The 14,827-nt window shown below is 61.9% G+C and carries 15 protein-coding genes; 14 read left to right on the top strand and 1 reads right to left on the bottom strand.

Features of this window, described 5'->3' with window-relative positions:
* The first annotated feature begins 8 nt into the window (after positions 1–8).
* The 7 genes from ccoO (ACM6IP_RS24575) to ccoP (ACM6IP_RS24545) all read left to right on the top strand — a co-directional run bounded on the left by ccoO (ACM6IP_RS24575) (position 9) and on the right by ccoP (ACM6IP_RS24545) (position 5,483).
* Positions 9–617: a cytochrome-c oxidase, cbb3-type subunit II gene (gene ccoO, locus ACM6IP_RS24575; RefSeq protein WP_095165359.1), complete on the top strand. Its 609-nt coding sequence runs from the start codon at positions 9–11 to the stop codon at positions 615–617.
* A 3-nt stretch (positions 618–620) separates the two neighbouring features.
* Entirely contained in the window at positions 621–836 is a 216-nt protein-coding gene (locus ACM6IP_RS24570; protein ID WP_095165361.1) for a cbb3-type cytochrome oxidase subunit 3, read from the top strand.
* Complete coding sequence (gene ccoP, locus ACM6IP_RS24565; protein ID WP_095165363.1) at positions 833–1,786, top strand: cytochrome-c oxidase, cbb3-type subunit III; 954 nt, start codon at positions 833–835, stop codon at positions 1,784–1,786. The genes ACM6IP_RS24570 and ccoP (ACM6IP_RS24565) overlap by 4 nt, the downstream gene beginning before the upstream one ends.
* A gap of 481 nt (positions 1,787–2,267) precedes the next feature.
* A complete protein-coding gene (gene ccoN, locus ACM6IP_RS24560; RefSeq protein ID WP_095165365.1) occupies positions 2,268–3,710 on the top strand; it encodes a cytochrome-c oxidase, cbb3-type subunit I in 1,443 nt (480 codons plus the stop codon).
* Complete coding sequence (gene ccoO / locus ACM6IP_RS24555) at positions 3,710–4,318, top strand: cytochrome-c oxidase, cbb3-type subunit II (protein WP_009042961.1); 609 nt, start codon at positions 3,710–3,712, stop codon at positions 4,316–4,318. The genes ccoN and ccoO (ACM6IP_RS24555) overlap by 1 nt, the downstream gene beginning before the upstream one ends.
* 5 nt (positions 4,319–4,323) lie before the next feature.
* Positions 4,324–4,509 carry a CcoQ/FixQ family Cbb3-type cytochrome c oxidase assembly chaperone gene (locus tag ACM6IP_RS24550; RefSeq protein WP_003175465.1) on the top strand — a complete coding sequence of 62 codons (186 nt, stop codon included), beginning with the start codon at positions 4,324–4,326 and terminating at the stop codon, positions 4,507–4,509.
* Positions 4,506–5,483 (top strand): cytochrome-c oxidase, cbb3-type subunit III, encoded by a 978-nt coding sequence (gene ccoP / locus ACM6IP_RS24545; RefSeq protein WP_095165367.1) that lies wholly within the window; start codon positions 4,506–4,508, stop codon positions 5,481–5,483. Before ACM6IP_RS24550 ends, ccoP (ACM6IP_RS24545) begins: the two co-directional genes overlap by 4 nt.
* 71 nt (positions 5,484–5,554) lie before the next feature.
* Here ccoP (ACM6IP_RS24545) and ACM6IP_RS24540 read toward each other — a convergent pair whose 3' ends face one another.
* Positions 5,555–6,568, bottom strand: a complete 1,014-nt coding sequence (locus ACM6IP_RS24540; protein WP_414862442.1) for a metallophosphoesterase family protein — start codon at positions 6,566–6,568, stop codon at positions 5,555–5,557.
* Between the two features lie 378 nt (positions 6,569–6,946).
* Between ACM6IP_RS24540 and ccoG the strand changes: the two genes are divergently transcribed.
* The 7 genes from ccoG (at position 6,947) to fnr (ending at position 14,762) form a co-directional block, all read left to right on the top strand.
* The gene (ccoG, locus tag ACM6IP_RS24535) at positions 6,947–8,362 is read left to right on the top strand and encodes a cytochrome c oxidase accessory protein CcoG (protein WP_095165370.1); all 1,416 of its coding nucleotides are present in this window, start codon (positions 6,947–6,949) and stop codon (positions 8,360–8,362) included.
* An 11-nt stretch (positions 8,363–8,373) separates the two neighbouring features.
* Complete coding sequence (locus tag ACM6IP_RS24530) at positions 8,374–8,913, top strand: FixH family protein (RefSeq protein ID WP_159997066.1); 540 nt, start codon at positions 8,374–8,376, stop codon at positions 8,911–8,913.
* Positions 8,914–9,059: 146 nt separating this feature from the next.
* Positions 9,060–11,510, top strand: coding sequence for a heavy metal translocating P-type ATPase (locus ACM6IP_RS24525; protein ID WP_401127362.1), 2,451 nt, complete (start codon positions 9,060–9,062; stop codon positions 11,508–11,510).
* Positions 11,511–11,532: 22 nt separating this feature from the next.
* Positions 11,533–11,760, top strand: a complete 228-nt coding sequence (gene ccoS, locus ACM6IP_RS24520) for a cbb3-type cytochrome oxidase assembly protein CcoS (protein ID WP_401127364.1) — start codon at positions 11,533–11,535, stop codon at positions 11,758–11,760.
* Positions 11,753–12,436: a sulfite exporter TauE/SafE family protein gene (locus ACM6IP_RS24515; RefSeq protein WP_414862441.1), complete on the top strand. Its 684-nt coding sequence runs from the start codon at positions 11,753–11,755 to the stop codon at positions 12,434–12,436. The genes ccoS and ACM6IP_RS24515 overlap by 8 nt, the downstream gene beginning before the upstream one ends.
* Positions 12,437–12,534: 98 nt before the next feature.
* The gene (gene hemN, locus ACM6IP_RS24510) at positions 12,535–13,917 is read left to right on the top strand and encodes an oxygen-independent coproporphyrinogen III oxidase (protein ID WP_320332671.1); all 1,383 of its coding nucleotides are present in this window, start codon (positions 12,535–12,537) and stop codon (positions 13,915–13,917) included.
* A gap of 110 nt (positions 13,918–14,027) precedes the next feature.
* Positions 14,028–14,762, top strand: a complete 735-nt coding sequence (fnr, locus tag ACM6IP_RS24505) for a fumarate/nitrate reduction transcriptional regulator Fnr (RefSeq protein WP_095165381.1) — start codon at positions 14,028–14,030, stop codon at positions 14,760–14,762.
* The last annotated feature ends 65 nt before the right edge of the window (positions 14,763–14,827 follow it).

The raw sequence follows: 14,827 nt of genomic DNA, 5'->3' as shown, positions 1-14,827 counted from the left end.
AGTCCACCATGAAACACGAAACGATTGAAAAAAACGTCGGCCTGCTGCTGTTGCTGATGGTCTTTGCGGTGAGCATCGGCGGTCTGACGCAGATCGTCCCGCTGTTCTTCCAGGACGTCACCAACAAGCCGGTCGAAGGCATGAAGCCCTACACCGCGCTGCAACTGGAAGGTCGCGACATCTACATCCGCGAAGGCTGCGTGCAGTGCCACTCGCAGATGATCCGTCCGTTCCGCGCCGAGACCGAACGTTATGGCCACTACTCGGTAGCCGGTGAAAGCGTCTGGGACCACCCGTTCCTGTGGGGTTCCAAGCGTACCGGTCCGGACCTGGCACGGGTCGGCGGTCGCTACTCCGATGACTGGCACCGCGCCCACCTGTACAACCCGCGCAACGTGGTACCGGAGTCGAAAATGCCGGCCTATCCATGGCTGGTTACCCAGGCCGTGGACAGCAGCAATACCGAAACCAAGCTCAAGGTCATGCGCACCCTGGGCGTGCCCTACACCGACGAGGACATCGCCGGGTCAGTCGCCACGCTCAAGGGCAAGACCGAGATGGACGCCCTGGTCTCCTACCTGCAAGTGCTCGGCACTGCGATCAAGAGCAAGAGGTGAGCCATGCCCTATGAAATATTGAGCGTAATCAGCACTGGAATGATCCGCGGCCTGGGCACCGTCGTGGTGTTCGTGGCCTTTATCGGCCTGACCCTGTGGGTGTTCAACAGCAAGCGCAGCGCGCAATTCGCCGAAGCCCGGCTGCTGCCGTTTGCCGATGAACCCCTGGCCGAAGACGCCAGCACTCAAGAACCCGCAACAAGGAGTACCCGGCCATGACCACCTTCTGGAGTACGTGGATCTGCGTACTGACCATCGGCAGCCTGATCGGCCTGACCTGGCTGCTGGTCGGCACCCGCAAGGGTGAGACCAAGGGCAGTGTCGACCAGACCATGGGCCATGCCTTCGACGGCATCGAGGAATATGACAACCCGCTGCCCCAGTGGTGGTTCCTGCTGTTCGCCGGGACCCTGGTGTTTGCCGTGGGCTACCTGATCCTCTACCCGGGCCTGGGTAACTGGAAAGGCATCCTGCCGGGCTATCAGGACGGCTGGACCCAGACCAAGGAATGGGACAAGGAAATGGCCAAGGCCGATGCCAAGTTCGGGCCGATCTTCGCCAAATTTGCAGCCATGCCCGTGGAAGAAGTAGCCAAGGATCCACAAGCACTGAAGATGGGCGGACGCCTGTTCGCCTCCAACTGCTCGGTGTGCCACGGCTCGGATGCCAAGGGTGCCTTCGGCTTCCCCAACCTGGCGGACAGCGACTGGCGCTGGGGCGGTAGCGCGGAGGCGATCAAGACCACCATCATGGGTGGGCGGATGGCGGCGATGCCGGCCTGGGGTGAAGTCCTGGGCGATGCCGGGGTGAAAAACGTTGCCGCCTATGTACGCCACGAACTCGCCGGCCTGCCGTTGCCAGAGGACAGCGGTGCCGACCTGGTCGCCGGACAGCAAGCGTACAGCACCACCTGCGTAGCCTGTCACGGCGCCAATGGCCAGGGCATGGAACTGATGGGCGCGCCGAACCTGACGCACCCTGCGGCGTTCATCTACGGCACTAGCCTGGCCCAGTTGCAGCAGACCATTCGCCATGGTCGCCAGGGCCACATGCCGGCGCAGAACGAACTGCTCGGCAATGACAAAGTGCAATTGCTGGCAGCGTACGTCTACAGCCTCTCCCACGGTGCCAGCGCTCAGCCGCTGCAGGCAGAGGGCAAAAGCGAATAACTCGCAACCGCATTACTGTCGCACCTTCCTGGTGCGGCAGTTCCCTACCTCTTTGCGACGCATTGTCGCACCCAAAAAAGGTCTGCCTTTGCGTCCGGCAGATTCACGTCTAAGCTTGCTGCCAAGCGGACTGGCAAAGGCCGGTCACAGGTCAACCGTAAAGGATGGGTTCGACGATTCGGTTCGATGACAGGCCGCAAAGGCCGGTAGACACCGGCTGTCGTCCAAGTTGCCGTCTGTCACCTGCACGCCTCGTTTGAACACACCCCGTTACAACTGACCCGACCCCCTCGCCCTTTTCCCCTGCCGGGACATTTTCCCCCTGGGCAAATTTGTCCCTACGCGGCGCATGGAAAGGCCGCAGAATCAGCTTTTGAAAGCATTGACGCAGGTCATGGCGCGTTGCAATGACCCCCCGCTTTCTCCATACTTGCGGCCGATTTTTATCCCTAATAAAACACCCAAACCGTGGAACCTTAGAATGAGCACAGCAATCAGTCCGACTGCTTATAACTATAAGGTAGTCCGCCAGTTCGCCATCATGACGGTGGTCTGGGGGATCCTTGGCATGGGGCTCGGTGTCTTCATCGCCTCGCAACTGGTCTGGCCGGAGTTGAACTTCGGTCTGCCGTGGACGAGCTTTGGACGCCTGCGCCCACTGCACACCAACCTGGTGATCTTCGCCTTCGGTGGTTGTGCATTGTTTGCCACTTCTTATTACGTCGTGCAGCGAACCTGCCAAACGCGACTGATTTCCGACAGCCTCGCGGCCTTCACCTTCTGGGGTTGGCAAGCGGTGATCGTCGGCGCGATTGTTACCTTGCCGCTGGGTTACACCACCACCAAGGAATACGCGGAACTGGAATGGCCTCTGGCTATCCTGCTGGCTATCGTCTGGGTCACCTACGGTCTGGTGTTCTTCGGCACCATCACCAAGCGCAAGACCAAGCACATCTACGTCGGTAACTGGTTCTACGGTGCCTTCATCGTTGTGACGGCGATGCTGCACATCGTCAACCACGCCTCCCTGCCGGTCAGTTTCTTCAAGTCCTACTCGGCCTACGCCGGTGCGACCGACGCCATGATCCAGTGGTGGTACGGCCACAACGCGGTAGGTTTCTTCCTGACCACCGGCTTCCTGGGGATGATGTACTACTTCGTGCCGAAGCAGGCCGAGCGTCCGATCTACTCGTATCGCCTGTCGATCGTGCACTTCTGGGCCCTGATTACCCTGTACATCTGGGCCGGTCCGCACCACCTGCACTACACCGCACTGCCGGACTGGGCTCAGTCCCTGGGCATGGCGATGTCGATCATCCTGCTGGCTCCAAGCTGGGGCGGCATGATCAACGGCATGATGACCCTGTCGGGCGCCTGGCATAAGCTGCGCACCGACCCGATCCTGCGCTTCCTGGTGGTCTCCCTGGCGTTCTACGGCATGTCGACCTTCGAAGGCCCGATGATGGCCATCAAGACCGTCAACTCGCTGTCGCACTACACCGACTGGACCATCGGCCACGTACACGCCGGTGCCTTGGGCTGGGTAGCGATGATCTCGATCGGCGCGATCTACCACATGATCCCGAAACTGTTCGGTCGTGCGCAGATGCACAGCACTGGCCTGATCAACACCCACTTCTGGCTCGCGACCATCGGTACCGTGCTCTACATCGCTTCGATGTGGGTCAACGGCATCACCCAGGGCCTGATGTGGCGTGCAATCAACGACGACGGCACCCTGACCTACTCGTTCGTTGAAGCGCTGCAAGCCAGCCACCCGGGCTTTATCGTTCGCGCCCTGGGCGGTGCATTCTTCGCCTCCGGCATGCTGTTCATGGCCTACAACGTATTCCGTACCGTACGCGCCTCGAACCCGGCAGAAGCCAAAGCCGCCGAACAGATTGCTGTAGTTGGAGCTCACTGATGAAGCATGAAGCAGTCGAGAAGAATATTGGCCTGCTGGCCTTCTTCATGGTCATCGCCGTCAGCATCGGCGGCCTGACCCAGATCGTCCCGCTGTTTTTCCAGGATGTCACCAACAAGCCGGTCGAAGGCATGAAGCCACGTACCGCCCTTGAACTGGAAGGCCGCGACGTCTACATCGCCAACGGTTGTGTCGGCTGCCACTCGCAGATGATCCGTCCGTTTCGCGCTGAAACCGAACGTTATGGCCACTACTCGGTAGCCGGTGAAAGCGTCTGGGACCACCCGTTCCTGTGGGGTTCCAAGCGTACCGGTCCGGACCTGGCCCGCGTCGGCGGTCGTTACTCCGATGACTGGCAGCGTGCGCACTTGTACAACCCGCGCAACGTGGTGCCCGAGTCGAAAATGCCGGCCTACCCGTTCCTCGTGGAAAACAAGCTCGACGGCAAGGACACCGCGAAGAAAATGGAAGTCTTGCGCACGCTCGGCGTCCCTTACACCGACGAAGACATCGCCGGCGCCAAGGATGCTGTGAAGGGCAAAACCGAAATGGACGCGCTGGTGGCCTATCTGCAAGGCCTGGGCACCATCATCAAAAGCAAACGGTGATTTAGATGGATATCGGGATGATTCGTGGCCTGGGCACCGTTGTCGTGATGGTTGCCTTTATCGGTCTGGCCTTGTGGGTGTTCAGCCCCAAGCGCAAGTCCGAGTTTGAAGACGCGACCTTGCTGCCTTTCGCGGATGATCCCGAAGCCATCAAGCACGTCGAGCAAGCTTCTAGGAGTAACAAAGAATGACTACGTTCTGGAGTCTGTACGTCACAGTCCTCAGTCTGGGTACCATCTTCGCCCTGACCTGGCTGCTGCTGTCGACCCGCAAGGGCCAGCGCAGCGAGCAGACAGATGAGACGGTTGGCCACTCCTTCGACGGGATCGAGGAGTACGACAACCCGCTGCCGAAATGGTGGTTCATGCTGTTCGTCGGCACCATCGTCTTCGCCCTGGGTTATCTGGTGCTGTACCCGGGCCTGGGCAACTGGAAAGGCCTGCTGCCGGGTTACAGCTACCTCGATAACGAGAAGCAGACCCCGTTCGCCAACGGCCAGTCCGGCTGGACCGGCGTTCACGAGTGGGAAAAGGAAATGGCCAAGTCGGACGCCAAGTTCGGTCCGATCTTCGCCAAGTTCGCTGCCATGCCGATCGAAGAGGTCGCCAAGGACCCACAAGCCCTGAAGATGGGTGGCCGCCTGTTCGCCTCCAACTGCTCGGTTTGCCACGGCTCCGACGCCAAGGGTGCTTATGGCTTCCCGAACCTGACCGACGCCGACTGGCGCTGGGGCGGTTCGCCAGCAGAAATCAAGGCCACCATCCTCGGCGGTCGTCACGCCGTGATGCCAGCCTGGGCTGAAGTGATCGGTGAACAAGGCGTCAGCGACGTTGCGGCATTTGTCCTGACCAACCTCGATGGCCGTAAACTGCCAGAAGGCAGCAAAGCCGACCCGGTTGCTGGCCAGAAGCTGTTCGCCGCCAACTGCGTGGCATGCCACGGCCCAGCGGGCAAAGGCACGCCAGCAATGGGTGCACCTGACCTGACTCACCCGGGCGCGTTCATCTACGGCTCGAGCTTTGCTCAACTGCAGCAGACCATCCGTTACGGCCGTCAGGGCCAGATGCCTGCGCAAGAGCAAATGCAGGGTAACGACAAGGTTCACCTGCTGGCCGCTTACGTCTACAGCCTGTCTCACGGCGAGAAGGCAGCGGACGCCGAGTAAGGCAAACGCTTGATGCAACAACCAAACGGCCCCGTCAGTCACCTGACGGGGCCGTTTGGTTTGTGCCCCCCCTAATACCGCACTTCAATCACCGACTCGAGTTGACGGCTGGGCCAGTTATTGTCTTTGACGCGATGGACCGCCAGTGATTGCCGGTCTGCGGCAAAGCTTGCGATCAGGTAGCTCTGCTGGGAAGCCGAACCGCTGAGAAACACCGGCACCTGGCCAAATTCCTCGGTGGCATACCAGTATTGCCCTGTGTAGCCGTGATAATGCCCGGCAAATACCGCCGTGACTTTGTAGGTCTCGATCATGTTTCTGAACCGGGCGATCTGCTCCTGACTGCCGGCCCAGTCTCGCGGCTTGTGCAGGTTGAGAATAATAATTCGGCCCTGCTCCCGGGCCTTTTTCAGGTCGCCTTCGAGCCATTCCAGCGCATCGCTGATTTCGAACGCCTTGGGACTGATGAGAGGCACTCCGGAGCTGAAGTTCACCGAATAGGTCGGCTCGTTGTGCAGTTGCACCAGATGCACATCACCCTGGTTGCGCGAATACGCCAGGCTGCCGTAATAGATATCGGTGCCCCCCGAGACCCGCACGCCGAAGTCCATGCTGTCGACCTTGCCCCAGTAACGCTGCTTGAGCGCCTCGATACTGTCGGCAGCGCAGCTGTTGAGAAAACAATCGTCGACGTTGTTTTCATAGTCGTGATTGCCCAACCCGTAGTCATAGACCCCCTCCAGCCGGGACTCCAGAATCGGCATCAGCACCGAGCGTTGCCAGCCGTGGCCAAACGCCGTGAGGTCGCCATTGATCATCACTGGCACCCGCTGGACACCCCCGAAATTGCGGCGGAAACTGGCAATATCGGCGTATTGGGTATCGATCAGCCACTTCGAACGGGCGTCGCGCGCTGAGTCTGATTCGGACGAGCCGTCATCGGAGCTTTCAGTCCAGGGATACTGCGGGTCGGAGGCAAAGACCAGGTGCACAGGTGATACAGTCTCCTGCGCGCTGAATGCGCCGGGCGCCCCGCAGAAGAGCACCAGCACGGCGGCTAACTTGTAACAATTAATGAGCTTCATAAAATTCCATTTTCATAAAGGGTTTAAGGTGAATGAGCCAGGTCGATCCTGGCTCGCCACCAACTTACTGCCCCTTGCGAAAATGAAACAAACCCCTGGCCGCACTTAATCAAGTGCCGATGTTTCAGCGCCGGTGGTGGCGATGCTGGCCAGGCGTGAGGATGGTGGGGGGGAAATCGTCCATACTGAACAAGTCAATTGACCTGCATCATGATTTGTTACATTTGCTACACCATCCTCCCATTTTTCCCAACGCGACCAAAGGTCGCACCCTTGCGCTAGAGCTTCAGGCGTATCATTGCGCCACTGCAACAGCCTTTTTGACCGCGGTCGGCACGTACTGACCGAGGCATTTTTCCACTGCCGTGGGATGCAATGATGAGCAATCAAATTCCGGTACACGACGTTACACCACCTGCCAAGAACGCGAACAACAGCGTCGACCTTTACGCCTCAAGAGAAAAAATCTACACCCGCGCCTTCACCGGCCTGTTCCGCAATCTGCGGATGATGGGCGGTGCCGGGCTGTTCCTGCTGTATTTCGGTACGGTGTGGCTCAACTGGGGCGGCCACCAGGCCGTGTGGTGGAACCTGCCTGAACGCAAATTCTTCATTTTCGGCGCCACCTTCTGGCCGCAGGACTTCATCCTGCTCTCGGGCCTGCTGATCATTGCCGCCTTCGGCCTGTTCTTCATTACCGTCTACGCCGGACGCGTCTGGTGCGGCTATACCTGCCCGCAGAGCGTCTGGACGTGGATTTACATGTGGTGCGAGAAGGTCACCGAAGGCGACCGCAACCAGCGCATCAAGCTCGACAAGGCGCCCATGAGCGCCAACAAGTTCCTGCGCAAGTTCAGCAAACACAGCCTGTGGCTGTTGATCGGTTTCGTCACCGGCATGACCTTCGTCGGCTATTTCTCGCCGATTCGTGAGCTGGTCATCGACTTCTTCACCGGCCAGGCGGATGGCTGGTCGTACTTCTGGGTCGGCTTCTTCACCCTCGCCACCTACGGCAACGCCGGCTGGTTGCGCGAGCAGGTGTGCATCTACATGTGCCCGTATGCACGTTTCCAGAGCGTGATGTTCGACAAGGACACCCTGATCGTCTCCTACGACCCGCGCCGTGGCGAAGCCCGTGGCCCGCGCAAAAAAGGCGTGGACTACAAGGCCCAGGGCCTGGGTGACTGCATCGATTGCACCATGTGCGTACAGGTGTGCCCGACCGGCATCGACATCCGCGACGGCCTGCAGATCGAATGCATCGGCTGTGCCGCGTGCATCGACGCCTGCGACAGCATCATGGACAAGATGGACTACCCCCGCGGCCTGATCAGCTACACCACCGAGCACAACCTGTCCGGCCAGAAAACCCATAAACTGCGACCGCGCCTGATCGGCTATGCGCTGGTGTTGCTGGCAATGATCAGCCTCCTGGTGACCGCTTTCTTCATGCGCCCACTGGTGGGCTTCGACGTCAGCAAGGACCGCGTGCTGTACCGCGAGAACGCCGAAGGGCGGATCGAGAACGTCTACAGCCTCAAAGTCATGAACAAGGACCAGCGCGACCATACCTACCTGCTGGAAGCCGCTGGCCTGCCAGACCTCAAGCTGCAAGGCAAGCGTGAGATCAAGGTCGCCGCCGGGGAAATTTTCAGCATGCCGGTCGAGTTGTCGAGTGCACCGGAGCAACTGCCGTCGAGCACCAACGAGGTGAAATTCATCCTCAAGGATGCCGACGACGACAGCGTCCACATTGAAGCCAAGAGCCGATTCATCGGCCCACAAATTCGTTGAGAGAAGTCATCATGCCTGCAGCAAATGCCACCAGCCCTTGGTACAAGCACCTCTGGCCCTGGATCATCATCGCGATCCTGGCCTGTTCGGTGACGCTGACCCTGTCGATGGTGACCATCGCGGTGAACAACCCGGACAACCTGGTCAACGACAATTACTACGAGGCTGGCAAAGGCATCAACCGCTCCCTGGACCGTGAGCTGCTGGCCCAGACCCTGCTGCTGCGCGCCAGCGTGCACCTGGATGGGGTCACCGGCGAAGTCGACCTGCACCTGACCGGCAACAGCCAGCCCAAGACCCTGGAGCTGAACCTGATCTCGCCGACCCAGCCTGAGAAAGACCGCAAGATCACCCTGACTCGCAGCGAAACCGAACCAGGCCGCTACATCGGCCAGGTGACCGACAAGGTCGAAGGCCGCCGCTTTGTCGAATTGCTCGGCAGCCAGGACGATCACATCTGGCGCATGTTCGAAGAAGAACAGGTCAGCCACGACAAGGACCTGCTGCTGGGTGACGAACCACTGCAAGGCGCCGAAGACCTGAAGAACTAAAAACTGCGCTTCGCGCATTCGCGGGCAAGCCCGCTCCCACAGTTGATCAGCGGTCGTGAGCTCGCCAACGATCCCTGCGGGAGCGGGTTTGTCCGAGAAGCGGCCCTATCCGACGATAGAGATCCAGCGGTACTAGTGATTACCCCATGACCACCAGCCCAATCCCCTGCTACCACTGCGCCCTGCCCGTCCCGTCTGGCAGCCGGTTTACTGCCGTGATCCTCGGCGAAACCCGCGAGCTCTGCTGCCCAGGATGCCAGGCGGTGGCTGAAGCGATAGTCGCCGGTGGCCTGGAGCATTACTACAGTCACCGTAGCGAAGCCTCGGCCAACCCCGAAGCCTTGCCGGTGCAGCTGGTCGACGAACTGGCGCTGTACGACCGCGCCGACGTGCAGCAACCCTTCGTCCGTCACGACGGCGACCTGGCCGAAACCACGCTGCTGATGGAAGGCATCAGTTGCGCCGCCTGTGGCTGGTTGATCGAAAAACACCTGCGTGGCCTGCCTGCCGTGGCCGAGGCGCGGCTGAACCTGTCGAACCATCGCCTGCACGTGCGCTGGGTCGATAGCCAGTTGCCGTTGAGTCAGGTGCTCAGCGAGTTGCGCCACATCGGCTATGCCGCCCACCCCTACCAGGCCGACCGCGCCAGCGAACAACTGGCCAGCGAAAACCGCCTGGCCCTGCGCCAACTGGGTGTAGCCGGCCTGCTGTGGTTCCAGGCGATGATGGCAACCATGGCGACATGGCCGGAATTCAACATCGACCTCAGCCCCGAACTGCACACCATCTTGCGTTGGGTCGCGCTGTTCCTGACCACGCCGATTGTGTTCTACAGCTGCGCGCCGTTCTTCAAAGGGGCGATGCGCGACCTGCGCACCCGCCACCTGACCATGGACGTATCGGTCTCGCTGGCCATTGGCGGCGCCTACCTGGCGGGCATCTGGACCTCGATCACCGGCACCGGCGAGCTGTATTTCGATGCGGTCGGCATGTTCGCCCTGTTCCTGCTGGCCGGGCGTTACCTGGAGCGCCGGGCCCGGGAGCGCACGGCCGCGGCCACCGCGCAGCTGGTGAACCTGCTGCCGGCCTCCTGCCTGCGCCTGAGCACCGATGGCCAAAGCGAACGGATCCTGCTCAGCGAGTTGCGCCTGGGCGACCAGGTGCTGGTGCACCCCGGCGCGATCCTGCCGGCGGACGGGCGGATTCTCGACGGCCAGTCGAGCGTCGATGAGTCGCTGCTGACCGGCGAATACCTGCCCCAGGCCCGCACGCGTGGCGATGCGGTCACCGCGGGCACGCTGAATGTCGAAGGCGCGCTGACCGTCGAGGTCCAGGCCCTCGGCCAGGACACGCGCCTGTCGGCCATCGTCCGCTTGCTGGAGCGGGCCCAGGCGGAAAAACCGCGGCTGGCGGAGATCGCCGACAAAGCCGCGCAATGGTTCCTCCTGCTGTCACTGGTGGCCGCCGCGGTGATCGGCCTGCTGTGGTGGCAACTGGATGCGTCCCGGGCGTTCTGGATCGTCCTGGCGATGCTGGTGGCTACCTGCCCGTGCGCCTTGTCACTGGCCACGCCCACCGCCCTGACTGCCGCCACCGGCACCCTGCACAAACTCGGCCTGTTGCTGACCCGTGGGCATGTGCTCGAAGGCCTGAACCAGATCGACACGGTGATTTTCGACAAGACCGGAACCCTCACCGAAGGACGCCTGGCCTTGCGCTCGATCCGACCCCTGGCCAGCCTCGACAGCGACCAGTGCCTGGCCCTCGCCGCCGCCCTGGAAAACCGTTCCGAACACCCGATTGCCCGCGCATTCGGCCGCGCCCCGCTGGCCGCCGAAGAAGTCCTCAGCAGCCCAGGCCTGGGCCTCGAAGGGCGAGTCGGCGAGCAGCGCCTGCGCATTGGCCAACCGGCCTTCGTCTGCGCGCTCAGCGGCTGTGCGGTGCCGGCCATGCCTGAGGAAGCCGGGCAGTGGCTGCTGCTGGGTGACAGCAGCGGCGCACTGGCCTGGCTGGTCCTCGACGACCGCCTGCGCAGTGACGCCCCCGCCCTGCTCGCCGCCTGCAAGGCCCGGGGCTGGCGTACGCTGCTGCTGTCCGGCGACAGTTCGCCAATGGTCGCCAGCGTGGCCGCCGAGCTGGGCATCGATGAAGCCCGGGGCGGTTTGCGCCCGGACGACAAGCTGCAAGTGCTCAAGCAACTGCAACAGCAAGGCCGCAAGGTGTTGATGCTCGGCGATGGGGTCAATGATGTGCCGGTGCTGGCCGCCGCCGACATCAGCGTGGCCATGGGTTCGGCCACTGACCTGGCGAAAACCAGCGCCGATGCGGTGTTGCTGTCCAACCGCCTGGACGCCCTGGTGCAAGCCTTTAGCCTGGCCCGCCGGACCCGTCGGGTAATCATCGAGAACCTGCTGTGGGCCGGGCTGTACAATGGCCTCATGTTGCCATTCGCGGCCCTCGGTTGGATCACTCCGGTGTGGGCCGCGGTCGGCATGTCCATCAGTTCGTTGACCGTGGTGCTCAATGCCCTGCGCCTGACTCGCCTGCCGAGCGCGCCCGCAAGCACCCCGCCACACACCCCCGCGCTGCCGGCCTGAGCCGCGCGCGCATGGAGTCCCGATGCCAGCTCTCTACGTGATGATCCCGGCGGCACTGCTGATCGTCGCCATCGCTATCTACATTTTCTTCTGGGCGGTCGACAGCGGTCAGTACGACGACCTCGACGGACCGGCCCACAGCATCCTGTTCGACGACCAGGACCCTAACCACCAGGCGGCGATCAACGAAGCCGACGGCCACCCGGCGGATCCGGCCAAGCCGACCGACAAGACCCCACCCCATGCTTGAACTGGCACCCCTGCTGGTCTCGGCACTGATCCTCGGGCTGCTCGGTGGCGGCCACTGCCTGGGCATGTGTGGCGGGCTGATGGGCGCGCTGACCCTGGCGATCCCCAAGGATCAACGCAGTCGGCGTTTTCGCCTGCTGCTGGCGTACAACCTCGGGCGGATTCTCAGCTACGCCACCGCCGGCCTGCTGATCGGCCTGGCGGGATGGGCAGTGGCCAACAGCCCGGCCGCGATGTTCATGCGCATCCTCGCCGGCCTGCTGTTGATCGCCATGGGCCTGTATCTGGCGGGCTGGTGGAGCGGCCTGACCCGCATCGAAAGCCTGGGCCGTGGCCTGTGGCGTTATATCCAGCCCGTGGCCAACCGTTTGCTGCCAGTCTCGAGCCTGCCGCGCGCCTTGCTGCTGGGTGCGCTGTGGGGTTGGCTGCCTTGCGGGCTGGTGTACAGCACCCTGCTGTGGTCCGCCAGCCAGGGCAATGCGCTGGACAGTGCGCTGCTGATGCTCGCCTTTGGCCTCGGCACCTGGCCGGTGCTGCTGGCCACCGGGCTGGCCGCCGAACGAGTCACCGCCCTGCTGCGCAAGCGTAGCGTGCGCATGGCGGGTGGCCTGCTGGTGATCCTGTTCGGCATCTGGACCCTGCCGGGGCCGCATCAGCATTGGTTGATGGGGCACTGAGCACGGCGCCCGCCGCGCCCCTTGATACAAGTCAACATGCCCACGTTGGCAACCCCCTAGACTCGCTGTCACTGCCAGCCTATCCGGGGAATGCCCGCATGCTCGACGCCATTCGTTGGGACACAGATCTGATCCGCCGTTACGACCTGGCGGGACCTCGCTACACCTCGTACCCGACCGCGGTGCAATTCCACAGCCAGGTCGGCTCCTTCGACCTGTTCCACGCCCTGCGCGAGAGTCGCAAGGCCCAGCGACCGTTGTCGCTGTACGTGCATGTGCCGTTCTGCGCGAACATTTGCTACTACTGCGCCTGCAACAAGGTCATCACCAAGGACCGTGGCCGTGCGCTGCCGTACCTGCAACGCCTGGAGCAGGAAATCCAGCTGGTGGCCTGCCACTTGGACCCGCAGCAGAAAGTCGAGCAATTGCATTTTGGTGGCGGCACCCCGACCTTCCTCAGCCACGACGAGTTGCGCCAGCTGATGGCGCAACTGCGCAAGCATTTCAACCTGCTGGACGATGACTCCGGCGACTACGGTATCGAGATCGACCCACGCGAGGCCGACTGGTCGACCATGGGCCTGCTGCGCGAACTGGGCTTCAACCGGGTCAGCATCGGCCTGCAAGACCTCGATCCGGCAGTGCAGCGGGCGGTCAATCGCCTGCAGAGTCTGGAAGAGACCCGTGCGGTGATCGATGCGGCGCGCACTCTGCAATTTCGCTCGATCAATATCGACCTGATCTACGGCCTGCCCAAGCAGACCGCGGAAAACTTCGCTCGCACCGTCGAGGAAGTCATCAGCCTGCAGCCGGACCGGCTCTCGGTGTTCAACTACGCTCACTTGCCCGAGCGCTTCATGCCGCAGCGGCGGATCAACAGCAGCGACCTGCCCGCTCCGGCGGAAAAACTGCAGATGCTGCAGCGCACCATCGAGCAATTGACCGCCGCCGGTTATCGCTACATCGGCATGGACCACTTCGCCCTGCCGGACGATGAACTGGCCATTGCCCAGGAAGAGACCACCCTGCAGCGCAACTTCCAGGGCTATACCACCCACGGACATTGCGACCTGATCGGCCTGGGGGTTTCGGCCATCAGCCAGATCGGCGACCTGTACTGCCAGAACAGCAGCGATCTCAACGAATACCAGAATGCCCTGGCCAGCTCCCAACTGGGCACCAGCCGTGGCTTGGTCTGCACCCAGGACGACCGGATCCGGCGAGCGGTGATCCAGCAGTTGATCTGCAATTTCCATCTGCAGTTCGCAACCATCGAACAGCAGTTCAACCTCGACTTTCGTGGCTACTTCGGCGAGCTCTGGCCGCAGTTGCAGGCCATGGCCACTGATGGCCTGATTGAACTCGATAGCGAGAAAATCCTGATCCTGCCGGCCGGGCGCCTGCTGGTGCGATCGGTGTGCATGGTGTTCGACGCATACCTGGAACAGCAGAACCGCCAGCGTTTTTCGCGAGTAATTTGACCCAAGCTACGGACAAATAGACTGCGCCATGTTGCCGCAGTCTGGCCTCCGGGTCCTCCCGTGGGGTACCCTTACGTCTTATGTGTGTTTTTCCCACAAGGATCTAAGAAATGTCCGAGCCAGTTAAACTGCGCGCTCACAGCCAGGCTCACTGCAAGGATTGCAGCCTGGCCCCCCTCTGCCTTCCACTATCGCTGAATCTGGAAGACATGGATGCGCTGGACGACATCGTAAAACGCGGCCGTCCGCTGAAAAAGGGCGAGTTCCTGTTCCGTCAGGGCGACCGATTCGATTCGGTATTTGCCGTGCGCTCCGGCGCCCTGAAGACTTTCAGCCTCAGCGACGGCGGTGAAGAACAGATCACCGGCTTCCACTTGCCGAGCGAACTGGTCGGCCTGTCGGGCATGGACACCGAGTCTCACCCGGTGTCCGCCCAGGCGCTGGAAACCACTTCAGTGTGCGAAATCCCTTTCGAGCGTCTCGATGAACTGGCCCTGCAACTGCCGCAATTGCGCCGTCAGTTGATGCGGGTGATGAGCCGCGAGATTCGCGACGACCAGCAAATGATGCTGCTGCTGTCGAAGAAGACCGCTGACGAGCGAATCGCCACCTTCCTGGTCAACCTCTCGGCGCGTTTCCGCGCACGCGGGTTCTCGGCCAACCAGTTCCGCCTGAGCATGTCGCGCAACGAAATCGGCAACTACCTGGGGCTGGCGGTGGAAACCGTGTCCCGGGTGTTCACCCGTTTTCAGCAAAACCAGTTGATCGCCGCCGAGGGCAAGGAAGTACACATCCTCGACCCGATCCAACTGTGCGCGCTGGCCGGCGGCTCTGTCGAAGGCTGAGGAGGCACGGGCGGCCGAGCGAACCTGCTCGGCCGCCGTTATACTGCTGCATTTGCAGCCTGCCA

It is taken from the genome of Pseudomonas sp. IT-P176 (assembly GCF_949767245.1).
Taxonomy (GTDB): domain Bacteria; phylum Pseudomonadota; class Gammaproteobacteria; order Pseudomonadales; family Pseudomonadaceae; genus Aquipseudomonas.
This window is presented reverse-complemented; position numbering and strand designations above follow the sequence as displayed.